This is a genomic window from Azonexus hydrophilus (assembly GCF_001956855.1).
Classification (GTDB): domain Bacteria; phylum Pseudomonadota; class Gammaproteobacteria; order Burkholderiales; family Rhodocyclaceae; genus Azonexus; species Azonexus hydrophilus_A.
The window spans coordinates 1-24,743 of record NZ_MTHD01000004.1 but is presented as its reverse complement, the minus strand read 5'-3'; the positions used below and the strand labels follow the sequence as shown (position 1 = coordinate 24,743).

Sequence of the window (24,743 nt, the reverse complement as noted above, 5' to 3'; positions counted from 1 at the left end):
GCGGAAAGTTCCGCGCCGGGCGAAAATTTTTCAGATTTTTATTGAGGTTATCCAGATGACGACAACTGGCGGCAATTTTCCCGGGACCCGCATGCGCAGGATGCGCCGGGACGATTTCTCGCGGCGCCTGATGCGCGAGTCCGTGCTTACGGTCAACGACTTCATTTACCCGGTTTTCGTCCTTGAGGGAGAAGGTCGGAGCGAGAAGGTCGTTTCGATGCCCGGCGTCGAAAGGCAGTCGCTCGACATTCTGTTGAATACGGCTGAGCGGGCCGTAAAACTGGGTATTCCGGCGCTGGCGCTGTTTCCGGTGATTGATGCACCGTTGAAGTCGCTCGGTGCCGAAGAAGCCTACAATCCGGAAGGCTTGGTGCCGCGTGCGGTGCGCGCGCTGAAGCGGACTTTTCCCGAACTCGGCGTGATCACCGACGTCGCCCTCGATCCCTATACCAGCCATGGCCAGGACGGGCTGATTGACGACAGCGGCTACGTGCTCAACGACGAGACGCTGGCCGTGCTGGTGCGTCAGGCGCTGTGCCACGCTGAAGCCGGGGCCGACGTGGTAGCACCGTCCGACATGATGGACGGGCGGATCGGTCGTATCCGCGAGGCACTGGAGCGCAACGGCCAGATCTATACGCGCATCCTCGCCTATTCGGCCAAGTATGCGTCGAGCTTCTACGGTCCTTTCCGCGATGCGGTCGGTTCGGCAGGCAATCTCGGCAAGGGCAACAAATACACCTATCAGATGGACCCGGCCAACGGTGACGAGGCGCTGCGCGAAGTTGCCCTCGATATCGAGGAAGGCGCCGACATGGTCATGGTCAAGCCGGGCATGCCGTACCTGGACATCGTCCGTCGGGTCAAGGACGAGTTCGGCGTGCCGACCTATGCCTATCAGGTCAGCGGCGAGTACGCGATGATCAAGGCGGCGGCGCAGAACGGCTGGCTCGACGAGCGGGCGGTGGTGCTGGAAAGCCTGCTCGCCTTCAAGCGCGCCGGGGCCGATGGCATCCTGACCTATTTCGCGCTCGACGCGGCGGAATACCTGAAGGGCTGATCCGGTCCCAGGAAAAGCAAAAAGGGCGGCCTGCGGGCCGCCCTTGGCGTTTACGCGTCGCCGGCCTGAGACAGGCAGGCGAAGTAGAGCATCGGCCACTGCTGCGGCCATTGCGCCAGCGGTTCTCGGCTGAAGCCGGAGCGGGCGTATTGTTCCCAGCGGCCGACGACGTAGCAGCGCAGCAGGTTGGCGAGGGCGCCGAAGTCGGCGTCGGCCTTGAAGTTCTCCTGCGTCGCGGCGATGCGCAGGGCCTGCTTGAGCGCCGCCTCGACCTTGTCGAGCAGCGCGTTGATGCGCAACTGCAGGCGTTCGTTCTCGTTGACCAGCGCGTCGCCGATCAGCACCCGGGTCATGCCGCGGTTTTTTTGGGCGAAGTTGAGCAGCAGGCCGAGGATCAGTTCGATCTGGCGGAAGCCACGTTGCTCTTCGCCGGTGATCTGGTTGATGACGCCGAACAGGCTCTGCTCGATGAATTCGATCAGCCCTTCGAACATCTGTGCCTTGCTGGCAAAGTGTCGGTACAGCGCGGCTTCGGAACATTCCAGCTTGCCGGCCAGGGCGGCGGTGGTGATTTTTTCCCCCTTCGGGGTTTCCAGCATTTCTGCCAGGGTTTGCAGGATCTGCAGGCGGCGTTCGCCGGGTTTTGTTGCCATGAATTGTCCCTCGACTGATTTTTGTGCCGGAATTATAGTCGACCGCAACGTTGCGGCAATTGCAGTACCGATGAAACACGGACGTCCACAAAGGGTGATTGGCGAGAGCCAGTGCTTACCAACACGGTTTTCATGCCCAGTTTTTTTGCGGTGATGAGATTGGCCAGGCTGTCCTCAACCATGATGCAGTGGCGCGGGTCCAGCCGCTCGGCCCGCAGCAGCGTGCGGAAGCCCTGCGGCATCGGCTTGGGCCGGAATTTCAGACTTTCGACGGTGTAGACCGCAGCAAAGTGACGGGTCAGCCCGGTGAGTTCGAGCACCGCCTCGGCGTAGGCGCGCGGCGCGTTGGAGAACAGGATCTTGCGTCCGGGCAGGCGTTTGAGCGTATGCAGCAACGGTTTCTCGAACACCAGCATGCGGGCGAGGTCGGGAAACTGGTGGGTTTCGTGCAGGAAATGTTGCGGGTCGATTGCGTGATGGCGGATCAGCCCAAGCAGCGTTGCGCCGTAGCGCTGCCAGTAATCCTGGCGCAGCCGGTTGGCGGCGCTTTCGTCGAGGCCGAGGTGGCGCTCGATGTACTCGCGCATCGCCCGGTTGATGTGCGGGAAGATGTGCGGGGAGGCGTTGTGCAGCGTGTTGTCGAGGTCGAACAACCAGACGCGTTCCCCGCGCATGAGCTTAGTGCGACTTGATCATCGTGCCGACACCGTGGTCGGTCAGGATTTCGAGCAGCAGCGCGTGTTCGACGCGGCCATCGATGATGTGCACGCCCTTGACGCCATTGCGCGCAGCATCCAGCGCCGAGCCGATCTTCGGCAGCATGCCGCCGGATAGCGTGCCATCGGCGACCATCTCGTCGATTTCCTTGGGCGTGATGCCGGTGATCAGGTTGCCGGCCTTGTCGAGCACGCCCGGGGTGTTGGTCAGCAGCACCAGTTTCTCGGCCTTGAGTACTTCGGCAATCTTGCCGGCGACGACATCGGCGTTGATGTTGTAGGTCTCGCCGTTGTCGCCGACGCCAATCGGGGCGATGACCGGAATGAAGGCGCCCTTGTCCAGGTGCTCGATCAGCGACGGGTCGATCTTGGTGATCTCGCCAACCTGGCCGACATCGATCAGATCGCCGGGGTTGTCCTTGTTCTCCAGCATCAGCTTGCGCGCGCGGATGCAGTTGCCGTCCTTGCCGGTCAGGCCAACGGCCTTGCCGCCGTGCTGGTTGATCAGGTTGACGATGTCCTTGTTGACCTGGCCGCCTAGCACCATTTCGACCACTTCCATGGTTTCGGCATCGGTGACGCGCATGCCCTGGATGAATTCCCCCTTCTTGCCAACGCGGCTCAGCAGGTTCTCGATCTGCGGACCGCCGCCGTGGACGACGACGATGTTGAAGCCGATCAGTTCGAGCAGCACGACGTCACGGGCGAAGCAGCTTTTCAGATGCTCGTCGGTCATCGCGTTGCCGCCGTATTTGACGACGATGGTCTTGCCGTGGAAACGCTTGATGTAGGGCAGGGCTTCGGCCAGAACGGCGGCCTTGGTGCCGGGGGCGAGGTTCTCTATGCTCATGACGGGCTCCTGAAGGGATCGCCGCGGATTGTACAAAGAAAAAGGCCAGCACGGGGGCTGGCCTGGTTCCGGTCACTGCCGAAGCATCATTCGATGCTCAGGCGTTTGCTCGGATTGGCGATCCGCTTGGGCAGGGTCAGTTCCAGAACACCATCGGCAAAACGGGCAACGGCACGCTCATCGTCGAGATCCTGCTCCAGCTGGAAGGAGCGGGAGAGCTTGCCGAAATAGCGTTCTGAGCGAAGTGTGCGCTCGCCATCACGGGTTTCCTTTTCCTGGTGGGTTTCGGCGCTGATCGATACCTGATTGCCGTCGACCACGACGTGAATGTCTTCTTTCTTTACGCCGGGAAGTTCGGCGTGAACGAGGTAGCCATTGACCTGTTCCTTGACGTCCATCCTGATTGCCGGCACCTGCTGTGGCTGGCCGTTGAAATCCACGGGGCGAACGAAGAAGCCGCGGAACAGATCATCGAAGGGATCAATGCGGGTGAGGTTTGCCATGTTGGTCTCCTTTCGGTAAAGCGTTAGCAAGACCAATATGGGGTGTCGGTGGTGCCTTTCAAGAGCGCCGGGTATTTGCGCCAAGCAAGCGGATGGCGTCGCGGTTGCTCCATGAAAAACAGCGCTCTGCGGCTTCCTGCCAGGGCAGCCAGCACCAGTCGCGATGTTCCTCGGGGGCGAGGGTGATGTCGATGCGCCCGGGCAGTTCCAGGCTGAAGACGCGTTCGTTGTTATGGGTGACGTCGGGCGCGTAGCGGTGACGCCAGGTGGCAAAAATCTCGTAGGTGTTCTCGATGTGCCAGTCGTGCAACAGGTACAGGGTACTGTCGATGCCGGTTTCCTCAAGGGCTTCCCGATGGGCGGTTACTGCCGGTGCTTCGTCGCCCTCGCGGCTGCCGGTGACTGATTGCCACAGGCCGGGATGGCGGGCGCGTTCGAGCAGCAGGACGTCGAGTGCGCGGGTGTGGATGACGACGAGAACCGAGTGCGGCTGCTTGAACGTTGTCATGCGTCGGGCCACGGGGCGACATTGGCCGCTGGTGTGTCGATCAGGATGGTCAGCGGTGCTTCTGCTTCGGCGCGTGCCGCGCAGGCGGCGTGCAGGACTTCAAGCAGGATGGCGAAGTCCTGCGGCTGGCGGGTGGCGAAGTTGGCGAGGCCGGACAGCAGGATGCAGGAGGGCTCGCTGGCTTCACACAGGCAGTCGAATAGTGCGTCGAAGTTGGCGCCGTACCAGTCGGGAAAGTTCAGGGCTTCGCCGAGGTGGTGGAGCAGATCGGTGGTTTTTTGGCATTTCTTCACGTCGACCGTGATATCTGCCATCGATGGTCGGTCGCCGGGGAAAAAGAAAAGTCCGTACTCGGTAGTGTTCATCGGCTACTCGCGTATGCGCCGGAAGGATTTGTAGTGATCTTCCGTGTAGTAGTACTCGGCTTCCCTGCCGGCGACGATGCGGCGTGGCCCGCGGTCCTTGCGGCCCGGCGTCTTCACTGTGTATTCGCGGTAGTAGCCGCGCGGCTGCAGCGGCAGCAGCTTCTCGAAATTATTGAAGACGATACCATCGCGTTTATAGGGGAAGGGGCCGTTCTGCTTGATCAGTGCCAGCGTTTCCCGGGCTTCCGGGGGCAGGCGGCCGACCTCTATCGTCTGCCGGTCTGTGCTACCGTTCCAGAAGGCAAAAGCACTTCCGATCGCCAGCAGCAGGACGATCAGGAAGCGCTGGATATTGCGCACGGTGGATTAGACCGGGTTGACTTCGACCTGGGTCTCGACCTTCTGGCGCAGGCGGACGTGCAGCTCGCGCAACTGCTTCTCGTCGACCGCCGACGGGGCATCGGTCAGCAGGCACTGGGCGCGCTGGGTCTTCGGGAAAGCGATCACGTCACGAATCGACTCGGCACCGGTCATCATCGTGACGATGCGATCCAGGCCGAAGGCCAGGCCGCCGTGCGGCGGAGCGCCGTACTTCAGCGCGTCGAGCAGGAAGCCGAACTTGGCCTGCTGTTCTTCCGGACCGATGTTCAGCGCATCGAACACCTTCTCCTGAACGTCGGAACGATGGATACGCACCGAGCCGCCACCCAGTTCCCAACCGTTCAGTGCCAGGTCGTAGGCTTTGGCCAGGCACTTGCCCGGATCGGTCACCAGCAGGTCGAGATGCTCGTCCTTGGGGCTGGTGAATGGGTGGTGGCAGGCGGTCCAGCGCTTGTTTTCGTCGTCGTATTCGAACATCGGGAAGTCGATGACCCACAGCGGTGCCCACCTGGCGCCGGTGACGAAGCCCTTCTCGTGGCCAATCTTGATGCGCAGCGCGCCGAGGGCGTCGTTGACGATCTTGGCCTTGTCGGCACCGAAGAAGATCAGGTCGCCGGACTGGGCGCCGGTACGCTCGATGACGGCACGCAACGAAGCTTCCGACAGGTTCTTGACGATCGGCGATTGCAGGCCGGTTTCGTTGATCTGGCTGGCGTCATTGACCTTGATGTAGGCCAGGCCCTTGGCGCCGTAGATGCCGACGAACTGGGTGTAGGCGTCGATTTCGCCACGGGTCAGTGTGGCGCCGCCGGGGATGCGCATGGCGGCGATACGGCCGCCTTCGCTGTTGGCGACACCGGCGAAGACCTTGAAGGCGACATCCTTGAAGGCGTCGGTGACTTCGGTCAGCTCGAGCGTGACGCGCAGGTCCGGCTTGTCCGAGCCGAAGCGGTGCATGGCTTCGGCGTAGGTCATGCGCGGGAAGTCGGGCAGATCGACGTCGATCGCTTCCTTGAAGACGGTGCGGATCAGCTTTTCCATCAGCGCAGTGATCTCGGCCTCGCTCATGAACGAGGTTTCGATATCGACCTGGGTGAATTCCGGCTGACGGTCGGCGCGCAGGTCTTCGTCGCGGAAGCACTTGGTGATCTGGTAGTAGCGATCGAAGCCGGCAACCATCAGCAATTGTTTGAACAGTTGCGGCGATTGCGGCAGCGCGAAGAACTGACCCGGGTGGACGCGCGACGGTACCAGATAGTCACGGGCACCTTCCGGGGTCGATTTGGTCAGCATCGGCGTTTCGATATCGACGAAACCGTTGTCGTCGAGGAAGCGGCGGAAGGCACGCGCTGTCTTGTAGCGCAGCATCAGGTTGTTCTGCATCTGCGGCCGGCGCAGGTCGATGACACGATGGGTCAGGCGGACGTTCTCGGTGAGGTTTTCGTCGTCAAGCTGGAACGGTGGCGTAACCGAAGGGTTCAGGACTTCTATCTCGTGGCAGAGGATTTCGATCTCGCCCGAAGCGAGATTGGCATTGGTCGTGCCAGCCGGACGCGGACGGACCTTGCCGGTGATCTTCAAGCAGAACTCGTTGCGCACCGATTCGGCGATCTTGAACGCCTCGACGCGATCCGGGTCGCAGACGACCTGGGCCAGACCTTCGCGGTCGCGCAGGTCGATGAAGATGACGCCGCCGTGGTCACGACGACGGTGAGCCCAGCCGCACAGGGTGACGATTTGCCCGTCAAGGGCGGCGTTGAGTTGTCCGCAGTAATGGGTACGCATGAAACTTTCCGTGGGGTTGCTTAGATGTGGGTAACGACTCGGGCACGTGGCGGAGGCGCCACGACACCCATCGAGATGATGTATTTGAGTGCTTCGTCGACCGTCATGTCGAGTTCGACGACATCCGCCTTCGGCATCATCAGGAAGAAGCCGGAGGTCGGGTTGGGCGTGGTTGGCACGTAGACACTGACGTATTGGCCCTCAAGATGGTTCCGGATGTCGCCGCCAGGCGAACCGGTCAGGAAGGCAATGGTCCACGAACCCTGTCGTGGGTACTGAACCAGTAGCGCCTTGCGAAAGGCGTTGCCGTTGGGCGCGAAGAGGGTGTCGGAAACCTGCTTGACCGCCTTGTAAACCGAATTGACGACGGGAATTCGCGACAGCAGCTTGTCCCACCAGCCGACCAGTTTCTGGCCGATGAAATTGGCCGCCAGCAATCCGGTGAACAGGATCATCGCCAATGTCAGCAAGGCGCCGACACCGGGGATCGAGAAGCCGAACAGGTTTTTCGGATGCAGAACTTCGGGTAGCAGTTGCAGCGACTGGTCGAGCGTGTTGATGATGGTCGACAACACCCAGGCCGTAATGACCAGGGGTACCCAGATCAGCAGTCCGGTGAGGAAATAGCGTTTGATCAGCTGGCCACGCACGATGAGCAACTACCTTCCCCGGTCTGGCACGGGGGCGGGGACGCCGGCTTGCTGCCGCCCTTGAAATCGGTTGCGTACCAGCCGCTGCCCTTGAGCTGGAAGCCGGCGGCGGAAAGCAGCTTGGCATAACTTTCCTTGCCGCAACTCGGGCAGCAGGAGAGCGGTGCGTCACTCATTTTCTGCAGGTGTTCCTTCTGAAAACCGCAGGAGTCGCAGCGATATTCGTAAATCGGCATGGGAATCCTCCAAAACCTTGAATTATAACTGAAAGGGGGGCGATGCTTATATCGGGCCGATGCTGTCTTTTTTCAATAGACGAGGCCGAGATAGCTTTCTGTCAATGTCTTGCCCCAGAACAGGGCAATCAGGCCGGCAGCGGCGAGGTACGGACCAAAGGGAATGGGCACGTTGCGTCCGTGGCGGGCAAGAATGATCAGCAAGATGCCGGCAAGTGCGCCAACAACCGAAGAGAGCAGGATGATGGCGGGCAGCATTTGCCAGCCGAGCCAGGCACCAAGGGCGGCGAGCAGCTTGAAGTCGCCGTAGCCCATGCCTTCCTTGCCGGTGGCCAGCTTGAATAGCCAGAACACACTCCACAGTGCGAGGTAACCGGCCATGGCGCCGATGACGGCAGATGGCAAATCGGTATAGGTGCTCTCAAGATTGAATGCAAGCCCCAGCCAGAGCAATGGGAGGGTGATGCTGTCCGGCAGGAGTTGGGTATCGAGGTCGATGAAAGTCAGTGCAATCAAGGCCCAGATCAGCAACATGGCACCGACGGCAGTGATGCCTGGGCCGAAGTGCCATACGGCATAGGCTGAGAGTGCTCCGGTCAGGATTTCGACCAGCGGATAACGCAACGAAATTCTTGCGCCGCAAGCGGAACATTTCCCGCGCAGAATCAGCAGGTAGCTGAGCAGAGGGATGTTTTCCAGTGCTGAGATTGAGTGGCCGCAATGCGGGCAGCGCGAGCGTGGTCGGGCAAGATTGAACGGTGTTGCGGTCGACGGGGTTTCGCCGCGCAATTCCGCACACTGCAACTGCCAGTCCTGCTCCATCATCTTCGGCAGGCGGTAAATGACCACATTGAGGAAGCTGCCGACGCAGAGTCCCAGCAATCCCCCGAGGATTGTCAGAACCGCCAGGGAATCAGGCATCATCCAACCACCGCGCCAATCTTGAAGATAGGCAGATACATGGCCACCACCATGCCGCCGATCAGTGTGCCAAGAACGACCATGATCATCGGTTCCATCAGGCTCGACATGGCTTCGACAGAGTCGTCCACTTCCTGTTCGAAGAAATCGGCAACTTTGGAGAGCATGGAGTCCAGCGCGCCGGATTCTTCTCCGATGGAGACCATTTGCGTCACCATGTTGGGGAAGATGTTGGTGTTCTGCATCGCCGTCGTCAGATTGGTGCCTGATGACACTTCGCTCTGAATCTGGCGGGTGGCAACCTTGTATACGTGGTTGCCGGCAGCTCCGCCGACTGATTCCAGTGATTCGACCAGCGGGACCCCGGCAGCAAACATGGTGGACAAGGTGCGTGTCCAGCGGGCGATGACCGATTTGCGGATGATGTCGCCAAAAATTGGCAGGCGGAGCAGTAGTCGGTCCATTACCATCTGGACCTTCTCTGAACGTTTCCAGCTTTCCAGAAAAGCATAGATGCTTCCACCAATGATCCCGAATATGGCCCACCAGTAAGAAACAAAGAAGTCTGAAATGGCGATGACCACTAGTGTTGGTAATGGCAGATCGGCACCAAAACTGTTGAAAACTTCCTTGAAGGCGGGGATCACGAAAATCATGATGACCGCTGTGATGACGAAGGCAACGACAAGGACGGCGATCGGATAGAACAGGGCTTTCTTGATCTTGCTCTTGATGGCGAGGATCTTTTCCTTGTAGGTGGCCAAGCGATCAAGCAAAGAGTCGAGAATGCCTGCCTGTTCACCCGCCGAAACCAGATTGCAGAACAGGGCGTCGAAGTATAGTGGGTACTTGCGAAAAGCTTGGGACAACGAGCTGCCGGTCTCAACGTCAGCCTTGATGTCGAGTAACAGTTTGCCGACGGCCGGGTTTGAATGTCCGCGGCCAACGATATCAAACGATTGCAGCAACGGGACGCCGGACTTCATCATGGTGGCCAGTTGTCGTGTGAACAGCGTGATGTCCTTGTCGCTAACCCTGCCGCCCGTCTTGAACCGAAGCTTCTTGATCTTCGGATTGGTGATTCCCTGTCGGCGCAATGTTGTCTGCACCACGGTCTCGCTGGCAGCACGGATTTCTCCGCGTACGGTCTTCCCGTCCTTGTTGCGGCCTTCCCACTGAAAGGTGCTTTCCTTGACGGCAGAGGCTTTTGTTTTTGCTGTGATTGCCATTGCAGGTGTCCTTCAGCTTATGCGTTGGTGGTACTCAGTACTTCGTCGAGTGAGGTGAGCCCCTGCTTTACCTTGAGCAAGCCGGATTCGCGCAGATCCTTCACGCCCTCTGCCTTGGCCTGGGCTGCGAGGTCAAGGGAGGTTGCTCCGCTCATGATCAGTCGCTGTATGGCCTCGGTTACCGGCATGACTTGGTAAATGCCAACGCGGCCTTTGTAGCCGCTGCCTTTGCAGCGTTCACAACCGCTCGGGCCGTAGAGCGTCCAGCTACCATCCAGGTCTTCCTGCTTGAACCCGGCTTCCAGCAAGGTTTGCTCAGGTACATGCATGGGCTGCTTACAATTGCACAGGCGCCGAGCAAGGCGCTGTGCTGTGATCAGCAGGATGCTCGAGGCGATATTGAAGGTTGGCACGCCCATGTTCATCAGGCGGGTCAGGGTTTGGGGGGCGTCGTTGGTGTGCAGCGTTGATAGCACCATATGACCGGTTTGTGCCGCCTTGATGGCGATCTCAGCTGTTTCTAGGTCCCGGATTTCGCCAACCATGATGATGTCAGGGTCTTGTCGCAGGAAGGCTTTCAGTGCGACAGGGAAAGTCAGGCCGGCGCGGTCATCAACGTTGACCTGGTTGATGCCAGCCAGGTTGATTTCTGCAGGGTCTTCTGCCGTTGCGATGTTGACCCCGTCCTTGTTCAGGATGTTGAGACAGGTATAGAGCGAAACCGTCTTGCCTGAGCCTGTGGGGCCTGTAACCAGAACCATGCCGTACGGGCGGTTGATGGCGTCAAGCAGTACAGCTTTCTGCTCAGGCTCGTAACCTAGCGCTTCGATGCCGAGGGTGGCTGAGGCTGGATCCAGAATCCGCAAAACAATTTTCTCGCCTTGCAGCGTGGGTAGCGTGCTGACCCGGAAATCGATTGCGCGAGATTTGGAGATCACGAGTTTCATCCGCCCGTCTTGGGGAACTCGTTTTTCTGCAATGTTCAATCGGGAAATGACCTTGATGCGGGAAGCGATCTTTTCCTTGATGGCGAGCGGTGGCGTGGCTACTTCGCGAAGGATGCCGTCTACACGGAAACGGATGCGATAGTATTTTTCGTAAGGTTCAAAATGGATGTCCGATGCACCGTCATTGATTGCATCAAGCAGCATTTTCTGGATGAATTTGACGACTGGGGCATCGTCGATGTCCTGCCCCGCTGCATCGTCCGCCTTTGCAGCGGCTTCATCGTCGAGAAAGTCCAGGTTGATGTCGTCGTCGGTGAGATTCTTTAATGCATCGGACGCGGATTCGGAGAACTTCGTGACCAGCGGGAGCAGCTTTGGATGCTCGACCACGATGGGGTCGACGGTCAGTCCGGTTTGAAAGCGGATTTCATCCAGCGCACGCAGATTTGTCGGGTCAGCGATGGCAACGGACAGGCGGTTGCCCCGTTTGTTGAGCGGGATGACCTTGTGTGTCGCAATCAGTTTTCTGTCAATTGCATCCTGCGGGATGTGTGTTTCATCAAAAGCGCTGAGGTCAAGTAGTGGATAGCCGAACGTTTCTGCCGAGAAACGGGCGATTTCCATTGCCGATGCTTTTTTGGAAACGATGATCTGTTCGATCAATGGTAGTTTTGCGGCCAGCGCCTGTTGCGTCAACTCTTCCGCTTCGGCTTCTTTCAGCCGGCCTGCCTGTACCAGAGCGCGAGCCAAGCCGCTGAGCGGAGAGTTCGGAGGGATTGCTGCCATTGATTTTTTGGGTTCAGATGCCGTATGGATCGCCCGATGATGCTACGGGGGCGGGGGTTTGTAAAGACTGAGCGACTCCTCTTCGCTCTGCGGTCGGTAGATCCGGGCCGTCACGACGCTGCGGTCCTGTGTTTGCAGGATTTCCACGGCAACATTGTTCAGTTTCAAGCTGACATCGGCTTCGGGGATATCCTGAAAGTGTTCGAGTATCAGTCCGTTGAGGGTTTTGGGGCCATCAAGAGGAAAGTCGAGGTCGAGCATTCGATTGAGGTCGCGCAATTGGCGAGACCCTTCGACGACGACGCTGCCGTCGTCTGACCAATCCAGATCGGCGCCGAGTCCCGGAATCGAGGTCGTGAAGTCTCCGACGATTTCTTCGATGATGTCTTCAAGCGTCAGCAGGCCAAGTATTTCACCGTATTCATCGACAACAAATCCGATGCGCTGGCGGTTTTCCTGGAAAAAAGCCAACTGAGTGAATACTGCGGTGCCAGCCGGGATGTAATAGGGCTGCTGGAGTTGTTCGAGCAATACCAACTCGTTGAATTCGGCGGATGCGATGCCGGCAACCAGGCGGCGGACCGGCAAGATGCCCAGCAACTGATCGAGTGAGCCCCGGCAAACCGGCAATCGGCTGTGGTGACTGGTCATCAGTTGCTGATGGACCTCGTCCCACTCCTGAGCGATATCCAGTATCTCGATGCTGCCCCGTGGCGTCATCATGTGTTCAACGGTAATTTCGTTCAGGTCGAAGAGGCTGTTCAGGATGGCCTGGTGTTTCTTCGGGATGACATTCGACGATTCAAGTACCAGGCTGCGCAGCTCCTCGGGGGACAGGCGTGCAGAATCGGCAGACGGCCGCAGGGAAAGTCCCAGCAGGCGCAGGATGGCTGCTGCGAACAGATTGACAAACCAGATGATCGGGTAACAGAAGCGTAATAAGGGTGTCAGGAGGTAGGCAATGATCAGTGCCATCCTGTCGGCATAGGAGGCGCCGATGATTTTCGGAGTGATTTCCGAAAACACCAGAATGGCAAAGGTGATGATCAGTGTGCTGGCACCCAGCGCCCATTTTTCGTCGCCGAAAAGCTCCATGGCAATGACGCTGACGAGCGTTGCTGCCGCGGCATTGACCAGATTGTTGCCGAGCAGGATGACGCCCAGCATTTTGTCCGTCTTGTCGAGCAACGCCATGGCTTTTTGCGCGCCGCGATGGCCGTTTTGGGCAAGGTGGCGCAAGCGGAAGCGGTTTGCCGCCATCATGGCGGTCTCGCTCATCGAGAAAAAGGCTGACAGGGCCAGCAGTGTGACCAGCGCACCCAGTTGGGCTGATAGTGGAATGTTGTCCACGTTAGAAACGGCCGAGGATTATTTCGACGACGAAGCGACTGCCGAAGTAAGCGAGAATGAGCAGGCCGAAGCCAGCCAGGGTCAGCCGCAGAGCCCGTTTTCCTCGCCATCCCCAGACATGGCGACCAAACAGCAGGGTGGCGAAGATGCACCACGATGCGATGGCAAAGAAAATCTTGTGGTCGAGCGTCAGGGGTTTGCCGAAAATCAGTTCCGAGAAGAGCAGGCCACTGCCGACAGCCAGCGTCAGGAGGATGAAACCCAGCATCAACATGCGGAAAAGAAGGGATTCCATGGCCATCAGCGACGGCAGGCTGGCCAGGCTGCGCTTGATGGTGCGTCGGTGCAGTGCATTCTCCGTGAATCCCATGAAGATTGCATGCAGCGCGGCCAGGGTCAGCAGGCTGTAGGCGAGCATGGCAGCCAGGAAGTGGAACTGGAAGCCGGTCGCGCCTGCATGGGCAACGACATGATTGGTCGGGAAGATTGCCGGCAGGATGGCGCAGACTGCTGCCAGAGGCAGGACCATCGGCTGCATGCCCTCCATGCGGGCCATGAAGCTTTCAAGCCAGTAGATCAGTACTGCCAGCCACATCATCAGCGATAGTGCGAGGCCAAACGAAAAATGCATGCCGTCGTGACTGAGTAACGCGTTGAACAGTCCGTATGCGTGAATGGCAAGCGCAAAGCCGATCGCTGTACGTTCCCAGTGCAGCATCGGGCAGGCGACACATTGTTCTTCGTGGTCGCGCCAGCGGGTGTTCCAGAAATGGAGTCCGAGCGCCGCATAGATCAGGGCGGCGAGGATATGTGGGAGAAGCTGAATTACAATGTCGACCATTCGCGAATTCTACTAGAAGCCTATCTGACATGCTCGACAACCTGACCACGCGCCTTGCCCGCGTCATGAAGACGCTGAAGGGCGAAGCCCGCCTGACCGAAACCAATATTGCCGATGCCTTGCGCGAAGTGCGCATGGCCCTGCTGGAGGCCGACGTGGCCTTGCCGGTGGTCAAGGATTTCATTGCCGCGGTAAAGGAAAAGGCGGTCGGCCAGGAAGTCATCGGCTCGCTTAATCCGGGGCAGGCCTTGATCGGTGTCGTCCACGGCGAACTGACGAAGATCATGGGCGATGCCCACGAAGGCATCAACTTCAATACCCAGCCACCGGCCATTGTGCTGATGGCAGGTTTGCAGGGGGCCGGCAAGACGACCACGGTCGGCAAACTGGCCAAGTTCCTCAAGGAAAACCACAAGAAGAAGGTGCTGGTCGTTTCCTGTGACGTTTACCGTCCGGCGGCAATCGAGCAGTTGAAGTCGGTGGCAGGCCAGGCCGGCGTTGATTTCTTCCCTTCCGCCGTTGGCGAAAAGCCGGAGGCGATCGCTGCCGGGGCCATCGACTGGGCCAAGCGTCACTACCATGATGTACTGCTTGTCGATACCGCTGGCCGTCTTGCGGTCGACGAGGAAATGATGGCGGAAATCAAGCGTCTGCACGCGGCGATCAACCCGATCGAGACCCTGTTCGTCGTCGATGCGATGCTCGGCCAGGATGCAGTGAATACAGCCAAAGCCTTCAACGAGGCGCTGCCGCTGACCGGTGTCGTGCTGACCAAGCTGGACGGCGATGCACGTGGTGGTGCGGCCCTGTCGGTCCGGCACATCACCGGCAAACCGATCAAATTCGCCGGTGTCGGCGAAAAGCTGAGCGGGCTGGAGGCTTTCCACCCGGAGCGGATGGCATCGCGCATCCTGGGTATGGGCGACGTACTGTCGTTGATCGAGGAAGCGCGCAAGGGACTTGACGAGGAAAAAGCCGTCGCTTTTGCCAAGAAGCTGAAATCCGGCAAGGGCTTCGACCTCAATGACTTCAAGGATCAGATGGCGCAGATGCGCAACATGGGCGGTTTGTCCGCGCTGATGGACAAGATGCCGGCGCAGATCGCGCAGGCTGCCGGTCAGCTGCCGGCTGGCGCGGAAAACAAGATGGTCGGGCGGGTTGAAGGCATCATCAATTCGATGACACCGACCGAGCGCGCCAAGCCCGAATTGATCAAGGCCAGCCGCAAGCGGCGTATTGCCATGGGCGCAGGCGTACAGGTCCAGGACGTGAATCGCCTGCTCAACCAGTTCGAGCAGACGCAGAAAATGATGAAGCAGTTCACCAAGGGCGGCATGGGCAAGCTGATGCGCGGCATGAAGGGCATGCTTCCCGGCATGGGCGGCGGTTTCGGCCGCTGATCAGTTGCTGTTGCTGGCCAGTTCGGGGTTCTTGCTGTAGCCCCAGTTGTTCTGCCAGGCGTTGCGGACCATGTTGGGATATTCAGCCTTGCCCAGGCTGCCGTTGTAGCGGCCGAGGGCGCGGAACAGGTCGCCCTTTTCGATGTCGAGGTAGTGGCGCAGGATCGTGCAACCGTAGCGCAGGTTGGTGCGCAGGTCGAACAGGTTGTCGTCCGGCCGGCCGATGACCTTGAGCCAGAATGGCATGACCTGCATGTAGCCGCGGGCGCCGACCGATGACACGGCGTATTTCCGGAAGGCGCTTTCGACCTGGATCAGTCCAAGCACCAGGTGCGGGTCCAGGCCGGCACGGGTGGCTTCGTAATGGATGCTGCGCAGCAGGTCGATGCGATAGTCACGGTTCGGAATGCGTTTTTCCAGGCGCTTCGACATCTCGGCCAGCCAGTCGGCGGCTTCCAGCGGGGATTTGAACGAACTGACCTGTGGTCGGCTGTCCGAGACGGCCTCGTGCAAGGCTGCCCGGACGCTGGCCGACATCGGTTCGTATTGCTGGGCGCCGGCCAGTACGGCGGACGCCCAGCAAGTCAGCAACAGTGTTCCGATCAGGCGGCGCACAGTTTCCCTTGCAGCATGCCGACGATCTCCCCTTGCGCAACCATTGTCGCCTCGGCGTCGGTGCGGCCCTTGTACTCGAACTGTCCGTCCTTCAGGCCGCGCTCACCGATGACCACGCGGTGCGGGATGCCGATCAGTTCCATGTCGGCGAACATGACACCAGGACGCTCGTTGCGGTCGTCGAGGACGACGTCGATACCGAGTTGCTTGAGTTCTGCGTAGAGTTGGTCAGCAGCGGCCTTGACCGCCTCGCTCTTGTGGTAGCCCATGGGGACGATGCAGACGGCGAACGGGGCGATGGCCGGTGGCAGGATGATGCCCTTCTCGTCGTTGCCCTGTTCGATGGCGGCACCGACGATGCGCGAGACGCCGATGCCATAGCAGCCCATCTCCATGATCTGGCTCTTGCCCTGCTCATCGAGGAAGGCGCAGTTGAGCGCCTTGGCGTATTTGGTGCGCAACTGGAAGATGTGACCGACTTCGATGCCGCGGCAGATTTCCAGCGTTCCCTTGCCATCCGGCGACGGATCGCCAGCGACGACGTTACGGATGTCGAAGACTTCCGGCTCCGGCAGGTCGCGGCCGAAATTGACGCCGCTCAGATGGAAGCCGGCTTCGTTGGCGCCACAGACGAAATCACTCATCGCGGCGACCGTACGGTCGGCGAAAATTGCCACTTTTTCGCGGTCGACCGCAACTGGGCCGATAAAACCGGGAATGCAGCCAAGGGTTTCCTGGACTTCACTGTCGGAAGCAAAACGGAAAGTGCCGAGTGCGCCAATCTTGCCTGCCTTGATTTCGTTCATCTCGTGGTCGGCACGCAACAGCAGCAGCGCGAACTTCTTGCCGCCATCTTCCTGTTCGCTGACGACAGCGATGGTTTTGACGATGTTCCTGATATCGACCGCCAGAAACGCGGCGACATCGGCGCAGGCCATCTTGCCCGGGGTGGCGATCTTCTCCATTGCCTTGCCGGCGACAGCACGCGGCGAAGCCGGGGCAACTGCCTCGGCCAGCTCGACGTTGGCGGCGTAATCTGAATCCGGGCAGAAGGCGATGTCGTCCTCGCCGGAATCGGCCAGCACGTGGAATTCGTGCGAGCCGTCACCGCCAATTGAACCGGTGTCAGCTGCAACGGCGCGGAATTTCAGGCCGAGGCGGGTGAAGATGCGGCTGTAGGTCGCGTACATGTTGCCGTATTCGCGTACCAGATCGTCGAACGAAGTATGGAACGAGTAGCCGTCCTTCATCAGGAACTCGCGACCGCGCATGACGCCGAAGCGCGGGCGGATCTCGTCGCGGAACTTGGTCTGGATCTGGTACAGGTGGATCGGCAACTGGCGGTAGCTCTTGACGTCGCGGCGGACGACGTCGGTGATCACTTCCTCGTGCGTCGGGCCGATAACGAAATCGCGCTGGTGGCGGTCCTTGAAGCGCAGCAATTCCGGGCCGTAGGCCGGGCCGCGCCCGGATTCTTCCCACAGTTCGAAAGGCTGGACGGCCGGCATCAGCAATTCCAGTGCGCCGGCGGCGTTCATTTCCTCGCGGACGATGTTCTCGACCTTGCGCAATACGCGCAGGCCGAGTGGCATCCAGGTGTAAATGCCGGCGGCGGCACGCTTGATATAGCCGGCACGCAGCATCATTTTCTGGCTGATGACTTCGGCGTCGGCCGGGGCTTCCTTGAGAGTGGTGAAGAAGAACTGCGAAGTGCGCATGGGATGCTCTTGAATTCGTGGCAAAAACAGGATTTTACACGGAGCCCGTTCTTTGCCGCCTTTTTGCGTATCGACGCCCTTTGTGAAAGAATCGGGGTAACCCAATATTTTTAGCAGGTTTTCTATGCTCGACCGCGAAGGCTTTCGCCCGAACGTCGGCATCATTCTTTGCAACGCCAAAAACGAGGTCTTCTGGGGCAAGCGCATACGTGAACATTCCTGGCAGTTTCCACAAGGTGGCATCAAGCGGGGGGAAACCCCTGAAGAAGCGATGTACCGGGAACTGCACGAAGAGGTCGGGCTGCGTCCCGAGCACGTGCGCATTCTCGGACGGACCAAGGGCTGGCTGCGTTATGAAGTGCCGAATCAATGGATCAAGCGCGAATGGCGCGGTTCCTACAAGGGCCAGAAGCAGATCTGGTTTTTATTGCGTCTCGTAGGTCGGGATAGCGATGTCAGTTTGCGTGCCACGGCGAAACCGGAGTTCGACGCCTGGCGCTGGAATGACTACTGGGTGCCGCTGGATGCTGTCATCGAATTCAAGCGCGGGGTCTATCAGCAGGCCTTGAATGAGCTGGTGCGTTTTCTTGAACAGGACCGCCGCCAAGCGAGATTGCCCCGAGGCGTCGAGGGTGAGAATCTGCCGGTGTTTCCGGACGGTGAGGCCAAACTGTGAGGCGGCTTGTGAACAAGTTTTTCGTATCTGTTGTGTGCGGAGCGTTTTTTGCGTTTCCAGCATTGGCCAATTTTGACGAGGAATACGAAACACGCCAATGGCAGGAGATCGCAGTGGTCTTGCCGGCTGCGCCAAAGCAGGAATCGATGCTGCCTTTTTTTGTCAGCGCGGCCAGTCGCAACAAATTTTTTGTGGACTCTGCGTCTCTGTCGGTAGGTGCGGACGGAGTGGTGCGCTACATTCTTCTGGTGGAGACGCACGGCGGCGCGCGCAATGTGACCTACGAAGGTATTCGCTGCGCAACGCGGGAGCGACGCATATATGCGTCCGGGCGCCATGATGGTGGGTGGTCGAAATCGCGAAACAATGCTTGGGAGCGTATCCGTGATATTGCCCCGGCACGGCAGCATGCAGCACTTTTCCTTGATCATTTTTGTCCGGGTGGTGTAATTGTCAGAGATGAGGCTGAGGCGCTGGATGCGTTGCGCCGAGGTGGGCACCCGTCAAACATTTTGTGGTGAGCCATGTCGATCGATTTTTTGATTCTCGAGTGTGATCGGGCCTTGCGGACGCTTGCGGCACCAGCGCGCAGTCAGCGTCCAGTGCCTGGGGCTGAGTTGCTTGATGTTGAATTGAGCGATCAGCAGCGTCGACATGCTGCGGGTCTGATGCGGGTGAACCATTGCGGGGAGGTGTGCGCGCAGGCTCTCTATCAGGGGCAGTCGCTGACATCAAGGCAGCCCCACGTGCGCGACGCCTTGCGCAAGGCGGCAGAAGAAGAAACTGAGCATCTGGCGTGGACCGAGCAGCGTATCGGCGAACTCGGGGGGCGAAAGAGTCTGCTGAATCCGCTCTGGTACATGGGCTCATTGTCGCTCGGTATTGTTGCCGGCGTGCTCGGCGACAAGTGGAACCTCGGTTTTCTCGCAGAAACCGAGCGTCAGGTTGAGGCCCACTTGAATCGTCATCTGGAAGATTTGCCGGAAGAGGACGAGCGTTCCAAGGCAATTGTCGACCAGATGCGCCTCGACGAAATACAGCACGCGGAAATGGCTGTGCATTTTGGCGCTGCCGAACTGCCGGAGCCCGTCCGTTTCGGGATGCGGGCAATGGCCAAGGTGATGACCGGGTTGGCTTACCGCTTCTGATCAGGCCTCTTCGACGATTTCGAAGTCGGCAGTAATTTCGGCGGATTTTGCCAGCATGATCGAGGCAGAGCAGTATTTTTCCTTGGATAATTCGATTGCCCTGGCAACGGCTTCCGGCTTTAGCTGGTGACCTCTGACGCGATAGTGGAAGTGTATTCTCGTGAAGACCTTCGGGTCGCTTTCGGCGCGCTCTGCTGATAGCTTCACGTCGCAGGCAGTGACGGCCTGGCGGCCTTTTTTCAGGATCATGACGACGTCGAAGGCAGAGCATCCGCCTGTTCCGGCAAGTACGGTTTCCATTGGTCTGGGGCCGAGGTTTCGCCCGCCGGCTTCCGGTGCTCCGTCCATAACGAACGCATGGCCACTGCCGGTCTCTGCCACAAAAGACATCCCGGCTTCATTTCCCATCCATCGTACTGTGCAGTCCATTATTCATCTCCGCTTGTTCTGGCGGTGAATTCTAGCGGATTCGGAACGCTATTGTGTGATGTACCCGGCTTGTTGCGGCGCAGCATAAAGTGTGGCGGATGATAGTGCGGCAGGGTTGTGCCATTGGATTAAACCAATGGATATATGTTTCGTAAAAATTTAAAATATTCAATTTATTCAATAAATTAAATAAGATAATTATATATTATTTGCGCATTTATCAAGTGGTTGTGCGTCGCACAAATTTGTCTTGCGTCTCGTCTTGTGTTTGGGCAGAATGTGAAGCGTACGAACTGTGATGGCTTTCTTCTTTTTGCCTTCAGTTCAGATTTGTCTCCTCCACCCTCCTCCTTTGGTGTGGATTTAACGCGGCTCAGCGAGCCGCGTTTTTTTTGTCTGCGTGTTGAGTCAAAGTGATTTGTTGATTGACATTGTGGATATGTGTGGTTAAAATCCACGGCTTTCTCAAATCTGCGCCCAATTTTCTCAGGACGGCACACACATGAAAACGTTTTCCGCCAAGCCACATGAGGTGAAGCGCGAGTGGTTTGTGGTAGACGCCACAGACAAGGTGCTCGGCCGCCTCGCTACCGAAATTGCTCGCCGCCTCCGTGGCAAGCACAAGGCTATTTACACTCCGCACGTTGATACCGGCGATTTCATCGTCGTGACCAACGTGGACAAGATTACCGTAACCGGCAACAAGGCTGACGACAAGAAGTACTATCGTCATACTGGCTATCCCGGCGGTATCAAGGAAACCAACTTCAAGAAGATGCAGCAACGTTTTCCGGGGCGTGCTCTGGAAACTGCTGTCAAGGGTATGCTGCCCAAGGGGCCCTTGGGCTACGCCATGCTGAAGAAGCTTAAGTGCTATGCCGGCGATCAGCATCCTCACACCGCCCAGCAGCCGAAGGCTCTGGAAATCTAAGGGGTCATCATGGCAGAAAGTTATTTTTACGGTACCGGTCGTCGCAAGAGCGCCGTTGCTCGTGTTTTCATGAAGCGTGGTTCGGGTGCCATCGTTGTCAATGGCAAGCCGGTTGACCAGTTTTTCTCGCGTGAAACCGGTCGCATGATTGTTCGTCAGCCGCTTGCGCTGGTTGAGCAACTCAATGGTTTTGACATCAAGGTTAATGTTACCGGTGGTGGCGAATCTGGTCAGGCTGGTGCTGTCCGTCACGGTATAACCCGCGCGCTCATCGAATACGACGCAGCGCTGAAGCCGGCGTTGTCGAAGGCTGGGTTCGTTACCCGTGATGCACGTGAGGTCGAGCGTAAGAAGGTGGGTTTCCACAAGGCTCGCCGCCGGAAGCAGTTCTCCAAGCGTTGATTATTCACGCAGGAAAAAGCCGCCTTTGGGCGGCTTTTTTGTTTGCGGGCATCGGGTTATTATTGGCTCCCTGCTACGGGGCGTCAGTGAGGCGATGCTTTCCTGGCTTTCTGAGTGCTTCGCAGCGGTTTTTTTAGCCGCAGATCCCATTTCTTTGATGCCCACTCCTGCTGTAAGTCTTCGCCTGAAACGATTCAGGCACCGATTTGGTATTTCGGCACCGCGTGTTGTTGTCCGCAGTGTCTTGCCGCGCCAATGGGTTCTGTTTTTTAGTTTTCTTGCCGCCGCTGTTTTTGCTGTTGTCATATGGGTTTTTCACTTTGGCGGTTTCCTGGGGGGTAGCCAATTGGCGGACCTAAAGGAGCAGCTGAGGGCTCAGCAGGGGGAATTGGCCTTGTTGCGCTCGAGTGTTGGTACTGGTCAGAATGCAGTAAATATGGAACGTGCGGCTCAGCAACAATTGGTTGCGCGCATTCAGGAGTTGGAGGCCGAAAATTCGGCTCTCAAGGAAGATATGCTTATCTTCGAGAGACTGATACCGGTTGCCGGTCAGGAGTCGCTGGTCCGAATCGAGAGCTTTCGCGTACTGTCCGAGGCGTCAACGCGTTATCGCTATCGTCTGTTGTTGGCATATCAGGCTGCGCAACGTGGTGGGGGGTTTCGTGGGGTGTATGAGGTGGTTGCCGCTTACCGTTTGCCGGATGGTGCTTTGCGGCAACTGGTGCTGCCTGGCCGCAAGGATGGTGTTGTTGAAGTTCAGCATTTTCTTCGGCGCGAGGGGGTAATCGAACTACCGGCAGGTGCGACTTTGATTTCTGTTGAGGCGCGCTTGTTGCAGGCTGGTAAACTGGTGACGAAGCAAGTTGCTAATTTGTGATTGCCTGGTTTTCAGTGCTCTGAATCCCTGCTGAACTAAGGAGGCCTGATGTTTGGAAAGAAAAATTCTGCTGGCGCTCAGGCCAGAATTGATAGCTTGATCGGTGCTGGTACCTGCATCGAGGGAAAGATCCGTTTCAGTGGAGGCTTGCGCGTGGATGGCGAGGTGCGTGGCAGTGTTGAGGCTGTTTCCGGAGCCTCATCATCAACGCTGGTAGTCAGCGATCAGGCGCGTATCGAAGGTGCGGTCTCTGTGGCGCATCTGGTATTGAACGGGGTGGTTGTCGGTCCGGTTTCGGTGGCCGAGAGTCTTGAAATGCAGCCAAAGGCCCGGATTGTGGGTGACGTCACCTACGCTGCGATCGAAATGCATCAGGGGGCTGTCATTGAGGGGCGTCTGGTTCATGAGCACAAGTCTGTTTTGGAACCAAATGTGCTGCCAGAAGACTAAGCCCCATGAGTGGGCTGATTACGATCTACAATTTTGGAACCAATATTTAGGAGTGCTCCATGAACGCTGTTGCTGAAAGCCTTTCGCCAATTGTCTTTACCGATAGTGCTGCAAACAAGGTAAAGGAACTGATTGAAGAGGAAGGTAATGCCGATTTGAAGTTGCGTGTATTCGTTACCGGTGGGGGCTGTTCTGGTTTTCAGTACGGTTTCACTTTTGACGAGGAAGTAGCTGATGACGACACTACGATGGAAAAAAATGGTGTTCAACTGCTCATTGATCCGATGAGCTACCAGTATCTCGTCGGTGCAGAAATTGACTATACGGAAGGGTTGGAGGGGTCGCAGTTTGTCATCCGAAATCCTAATGCAACTTCTACGTGTGGTTGTGGGTCATCGTTCTCTGCGTGAGAAAAGCTTGGCCGTCCTGATGATGCAACTTTGTACCTGCCGATAAGGTTGGGTCCAGATGTCAAAAACGCCCGATGAGCTTCGTCGGGCGTTTTTGATTGTGGAGCGAAGAGGGTTTCAATGCCGGTTCTGGTGTCTGGTCTTCAGCAGGCGTTATTCAAGATAGGCAATACTGGACTCGTTCATTCTTTCAAGCGCAGCAAGCTTGGCGCTGCTTTGTTGTTTGAACAGTGCGAGTTGTTTTGCATCCAGGCTTGCTGATTCGATAGGAAGTTTGGCTGACAGCGGGTTTACCGGGGTGTTGTTGATCCTGAATTCGTAATGGAGGTGTGGTCCTGTTGCCCAGCCGGTCTGTCCGACATAGCCGATTGTTTCGCCTTGATTGACGCGGGCGCCTTTGCGCACGCCAGGGCTGAATCTGGAGAGATGGGCGTAAAGAGTGGTGTGCTTGCCGTCGTGCTTGAGTACAACGGTTTTCCCATAGCCGCGCTGGGTTCCGACGAAGTCCACGCTGGCATTGGCTGTTGCTCGAATGGGGGTTCCTGTTGGTGCGGCATAATCAACCCCCTGGTGTGCTCGCCAAGTTTTCAGTATGGGGTGGAAGCGTCTACTGAAGCCTGAGCTGATTCTGGAAAACTCCAAAGGCGATCGAAGGAAGGCTTTTCTTAGCGGTTTGCCCTCTGGGGTCAGGTATTCCCCCTGTTCGTTGCCGTGGTCAAACCAGATGGCGCGGCTTGTCTTTCCGTTGTTGACAAATTCTGCCGCGACAACTTTGCCGGTGCGTATGGGCTGTCCCTGCAGATAGCGCATTTCGTAGCTAACGGTGAAGCGGTCGTCTTTGCGTAGATCAGAGTGAAAGTCGATTTCACTGCCAAAAATTTCTGCCATCAGAATTGCTATGCTGTCAGGGATTCCTGCTGCATCGGTGGCGCCGAAGAGTGAGCTTTCTATCCTTGCTGTTTTGGTTTCAATGTGAATTTCCGGTCTTTCGGCAACAATCTCAGCACGAAACTCCGAGCCGATACGCTTGATGGTGAGAGCGGTTTCCTTGTCGCCGAGGGGAAAGTAGAAGCTGAGCAGTTTGCCGTCTCCCGATGCGCTGGCGGCGGCTGTGCGGCCAGCGATGAATTCGCGGCGGATAGCCGAGGTCAGGGGGGAGGAGCGAAGAAAGGACGCTGCATCGCTATCGGAGATGTTCAAGCGTCCAAGCAGGCGCTGCAATGTGTCACCTCTTTGTATGGTCGCTTCCGAGAAAAATACTTGCTCCGAATTGTCCAGTATGAAAGGAGGAGCGATTTCAAGCGTCTCAACAATTGTTTGTTGTTTGAGGTTGTCGCTGCTGCTGCCGGGGGCGACCGCGAGCGCGGTTGCGAATGCGGCAGCCAAGATGGTGCCGAGTGCGATGGCTTGAATCGGGTGTGATGCGGGGGCCGTGGTTCGGGGCCGCGGGAGGGGAGAGGTGCCCTGCTTTTTCATTGAGTCCCTAGTGTTGCCTCGAAAATCAGCCGTGATTTTATCAGAGCATCCCGCTCATCCTAAAGATACTCGAAGTACTGATCTGCGCTTCGGTGTTCTAGGGCAGTGTTTTTCCTCTCTATATATGGGAGTCGTCTCCTGCTTTGGGTGTGGAAATGTTCTGCATGGCTATTCTCTTGAGGTTTGGTCAAATAATTTTCAAAAAGGTATTGACGGAATTTTTGTGATGGGTAGAATGCGCACCTTCCTTGCGGTGCCGGGGTTTTCGGCGGCGTGAGGGAGGAAGTAGTGAGGCGGTTCGGTAGAAAATTTTTTACTGAAAAGCTTGACGGAAGTGAGGAAGTGTTACATAATCTCGCTTCTCTGCTGCAGACGAATTGATGTTTAAGACGGCGCGGCGATGTTCTTTAAAAGTTTGGACAACCGATAG

Annotated in this window: 29 protein-coding genes; 10 read left to right on the top strand and 19 right to left on the bottom strand. The window is 57.8% G+C overall.

What is annotated here, in order from left to right; genetic code table 11:
• Nucleotides 1–55: 55 nt before the first annotated feature.
• Entirely contained in the window at nucleotides 56–1,060 is a 1,005-nt protein-coding gene (gene hemB, locus BJN45_RS11440) for a porphobilinogen synthase (RefSeq protein WP_076095372.1), read from the top strand.
• 50 nt (nucleotides 1,061–1,110) lie between these two features.
• Here hemB and slmA read toward each other — a convergent pair whose 3' ends face one another.
• The 15 genes from slmA to BJN45_RS11365 form a co-directional block, all read right to left on the bottom strand.
• Complete coding sequence (gene slmA, locus BJN45_RS11435) at nucleotides 1,111–1,713, bottom strand: nucleoid occlusion factor SlmA (RefSeq protein WP_076095370.1); 603 nt, start codon at nucleotides 1,711–1,713, stop codon at nucleotides 1,111–1,113.
• A 32-nt stretch (nucleotides 1,714–1,745) separates the two neighbouring features.
• A complete protein-coding gene (locus BJN45_RS11430; RefSeq protein ID WP_076095369.1) occupies nucleotides 1,746–2,387 on the bottom strand; it encodes a pyrimidine 5'-nucleotidase in 642 nt (213 codons plus the stop codon).
• A gap of 4 nt (nucleotides 2,388–2,391) precedes the next feature.
• A complete protein-coding gene (gene argB / locus BJN45_RS11425; protein WP_076095367.1) occupies nucleotides 2,392–3,279 on the bottom strand; it encodes an acetylglutamate kinase in 888 nt (295 codons plus the stop codon).
• A gap of 86 nt (nucleotides 3,280–3,365) precedes the next feature.
• Nucleotides 3,366–3,782 (bottom strand): Hsp20/alpha crystallin family protein, encoded by a 417-nt coding sequence (locus BJN45_RS11420; protein WP_076095365.1) that lies wholly within the window; start codon nucleotides 3,780–3,782, stop codon nucleotides 3,366–3,368.
• A gap of 58 nt (nucleotides 3,783–3,840) precedes the next feature.
• Nucleotides 3,841–4,290, bottom strand: a complete 450-nt coding sequence (gene nudB, locus BJN45_RS11415; protein ID WP_076095364.1) for a dihydroneopterin triphosphate diphosphatase — start codon at nucleotides 4,288–4,290, stop codon at nucleotides 3,841–3,843.
• The gene (locus BJN45_RS11410; RefSeq protein ID WP_083651240.1) at nucleotides 4,287–4,655 is read right to left on the bottom strand and encodes a barstar family protein; all 369 of its coding nucleotides are present in this window, start codon (nucleotides 4,653–4,655) and stop codon (nucleotides 4,287–4,289) included. Before BJN45_RS11410 ends, nudB begins: the two co-directional genes overlap by 4 nt.
• Before the next feature lie 3 nt (nucleotides 4,656–4,658).
• Nucleotides 4,659–5,015, bottom strand: a complete 357-nt coding sequence (locus tag BJN45_RS11405) for a ribonuclease domain-containing protein (RefSeq protein WP_076095361.1) — start codon at nucleotides 5,013–5,015, stop codon at nucleotides 4,659–4,661.
• A 6-nt stretch (nucleotides 5,016–5,021) separates the two neighbouring features.
• Nucleotides 5,022–6,821 (bottom strand): aspartate--tRNA ligase, encoded by a 1,800-nt coding sequence (aspS, locus tag BJN45_RS11400; RefSeq protein WP_076095359.1) that lies wholly within the window; start codon nucleotides 6,819–6,821, stop codon nucleotides 5,022–5,024.
• Between the two features lie 20 nt (nucleotides 6,822–6,841).
• On the bottom strand, nucleotides 6,842–7,456 hold the full coding sequence (locus BJN45_RS11395) for a DUF502 domain-containing protein (RefSeq protein ID WP_076096071.1): 615 nt from the start codon (nucleotides 7,454–7,456) through the stop codon (nucleotides 6,842–6,844).
• On the bottom strand, nucleotides 7,456–7,707 hold the full coding sequence (locus tag BJN45_RS11390; RefSeq protein WP_076095357.1) for an FmdB family zinc ribbon protein: 252 nt from the start codon (nucleotides 7,705–7,707) through the stop codon (nucleotides 7,456–7,458). The genes BJN45_RS11395 and BJN45_RS11390 overlap by 1 nt, the downstream gene beginning before the upstream one ends.
• Nucleotides 7,708–7,779: 72 nt before the next feature.
• The gene (locus BJN45_RS11385) at nucleotides 7,780–8,628 is read right to left on the bottom strand and encodes a prepilin peptidase (protein ID WP_430793435.1); all 849 of its coding nucleotides are present in this window, start codon (nucleotides 8,626–8,628) and stop codon (nucleotides 7,780–7,782) included.
• Nucleotides 8,628–9,857 carry a type II secretion system F family protein gene (locus BJN45_RS11380; RefSeq protein ID WP_076095354.1) on the bottom strand — a complete coding sequence of 410 codons (1,230 nt, stop codon included), beginning with the start codon at nucleotides 9,855–9,857 and terminating at the stop codon, nucleotides 8,628–8,630. Before BJN45_RS11380 ends, BJN45_RS11385 begins: the two co-directional genes overlap by 1 nt.
• A 17-nt stretch (nucleotides 9,858–9,874) precedes the next feature.
• Nucleotides 9,875–11,590 (bottom strand): type IV-A pilus assembly ATPase PilB, encoded by a 1,716-nt coding sequence (pilB, locus tag BJN45_RS11375; RefSeq protein ID WP_076095352.1) that lies wholly within the window; start codon nucleotides 11,588–11,590, stop codon nucleotides 9,875–9,877.
• 42 nt (nucleotides 11,591–11,632) lie between these two features.
• Nucleotides 11,633–12,940: an HlyC/CorC family transporter gene (locus tag BJN45_RS11370; RefSeq protein WP_076095350.1), complete on the bottom strand. Its 1,308-nt coding sequence runs from the start codon at nucleotides 12,938–12,940 to the stop codon at nucleotides 11,633–11,635.
• 1 nt (nucleotide 12,941) lies between these two features.
• Nucleotides 12,942–13,781 carry a cytochrome C assembly family protein gene (locus tag BJN45_RS11365; RefSeq protein WP_076095348.1) on the bottom strand — a complete coding sequence of 280 codons (840 nt, stop codon included), beginning with the start codon at nucleotides 13,779–13,781 and terminating at the stop codon, nucleotides 12,942–12,944.
• 29 nt (nucleotides 13,782–13,810) lie between these two features.
• Here BJN45_RS11365 and ffh point away from each other — a divergent pair, with 29 nt between their 5' ends.
• Nucleotides 13,811–15,181: a signal recognition particle protein gene (gene ffh / locus BJN45_RS11360; protein ID WP_076095346.1), complete on the top strand. Its 1,371-nt coding sequence runs from the start codon at nucleotides 13,811–13,813 to the stop codon at nucleotides 15,179–15,181.
• On the opposite strand, the gene BJN45_RS11355 is transcribed toward ffh, so the two are convergent.
• Entirely contained in the window at nucleotides 15,182–15,796 is a 615-nt protein-coding gene (locus tag BJN45_RS11355) for a lytic transglycosylase domain-containing protein (protein ID WP_076095344.1), read from the bottom strand.
• Nucleotides 15,784–17,514: a proline--tRNA ligase gene (locus tag BJN45_RS11350; RefSeq protein ID WP_076095343.1), complete on the bottom strand. Its 1,731-nt coding sequence runs from the start codon at nucleotides 17,512–17,514 to the stop codon at nucleotides 15,784–15,786. The genes BJN45_RS11355 and BJN45_RS11350 overlap by 13 nt, the downstream gene beginning before the upstream one ends.
• A gap of 124 nt (nucleotides 17,515–17,638) precedes the next feature.
• On the opposite strand from BJN45_RS11350, the gene BJN45_RS11345 reads away from it, so the two are divergent.
• From BJN45_RS11345 to coq7, 3 genes are read left to right on the top strand one after another with little or no spacing between them, the layout of a single operon-like run.
• Nucleotides 17,639–18,190: an RNA pyrophosphohydrolase gene (locus BJN45_RS11345; RefSeq protein ID WP_076095341.1), complete on the top strand. Its 552-nt coding sequence runs from the start codon at nucleotides 17,639–17,641 to the stop codon at nucleotides 18,188–18,190.
• A gap of 8 nt (nucleotides 18,191–18,198) precedes the next feature.
• Entirely contained in the window at nucleotides 18,199–18,711 is a 513-nt protein-coding gene (locus tag BJN45_RS11340) for a CNP1-like family protein (protein WP_083651286.1), read from the top strand.
• A 3-nt stretch (nucleotides 18,712–18,714) separates the two neighbouring features.
• Complete coding sequence (coq7, locus tag BJN45_RS11335) at nucleotides 18,715–19,338, top strand: 2-polyprenyl-3-methyl-6-methoxy-1,4-benzoquinone monooxygenase (RefSeq protein WP_076095339.1); 624 nt, start codon at nucleotides 18,715–18,717, stop codon at nucleotides 19,336–19,338.
• On the opposite strand, the gene BJN45_RS11330 is transcribed toward coq7, so the two are convergent.
• Nucleotides 19,339–19,767, bottom strand: coding sequence for an OsmC family protein (locus tag BJN45_RS11330; protein ID WP_076095338.1), 429 nt, complete (start codon nucleotides 19,765–19,767; stop codon nucleotides 19,339–19,341).
• A 502-nt stretch (nucleotides 19,768–20,269) separates the two neighbouring features.
• Between BJN45_RS11330 and rplM the strand changes: the two genes are divergently transcribed.
• From rplM to erpA, 5 genes are all read left to right on the top strand, one after another.
• Entirely contained in the window at nucleotides 20,270–20,698 is a 429-nt protein-coding gene (gene rplM, locus BJN45_RS11325; protein WP_076095336.1) for a 50S ribosomal protein L13, read from the top strand.
• A 9-nt stretch (nucleotides 20,699–20,707) separates the two neighbouring features.
• Nucleotides 20,708–21,100, top strand: a complete 393-nt coding sequence (rpsI, locus tag BJN45_RS11320; RefSeq protein ID WP_076095335.1) for a 30S ribosomal protein S9 — start codon at nucleotides 20,708–20,710, stop codon at nucleotides 21,098–21,100.
• A 94-nt stretch (nucleotides 21,101–21,194) separates the two neighbouring features.
• Nucleotides 21,195–21,977 carry a DUF6776 family protein gene (locus BJN45_RS11315; RefSeq protein WP_139326344.1) on the top strand — a complete coding sequence of 261 codons (783 nt, stop codon included), beginning with the start codon at nucleotides 21,195–21,197 and terminating at the stop codon, nucleotides 21,975–21,977.
• Between the two features lie 48 nt (nucleotides 21,978–22,025).
• Entirely contained in the window at nucleotides 22,026–22,427 is a 402-nt protein-coding gene (locus BJN45_RS11310; RefSeq protein ID WP_076095331.1) for a bactofilin family protein, read from the top strand.
• A gap of 59 nt (nucleotides 22,428–22,486) precedes the next feature.
• Nucleotides 22,487–22,837 (top strand): iron-sulfur cluster insertion protein ErpA, encoded by a 351-nt coding sequence (erpA, locus tag BJN45_RS11305; protein ID WP_076095329.1) that lies wholly within the window; start codon nucleotides 22,487–22,489, stop codon nucleotides 22,835–22,837.
• A 153-nt stretch (nucleotides 22,838–22,990) separates the two neighbouring features.
• Here the strand turns inward: erpA and BJN45_RS11300 are convergent, their stop codons facing one another.
• A complete protein-coding gene (locus BJN45_RS11300; RefSeq protein ID WP_083651238.1) occupies nucleotides 22,991–24,313 on the bottom strand; it encodes a M23 family metallopeptidase in 1,323 nt (440 codons plus the stop codon).
• Between the last annotated feature and the right edge of the window lie 430 nt (nucleotides 24,314–24,743).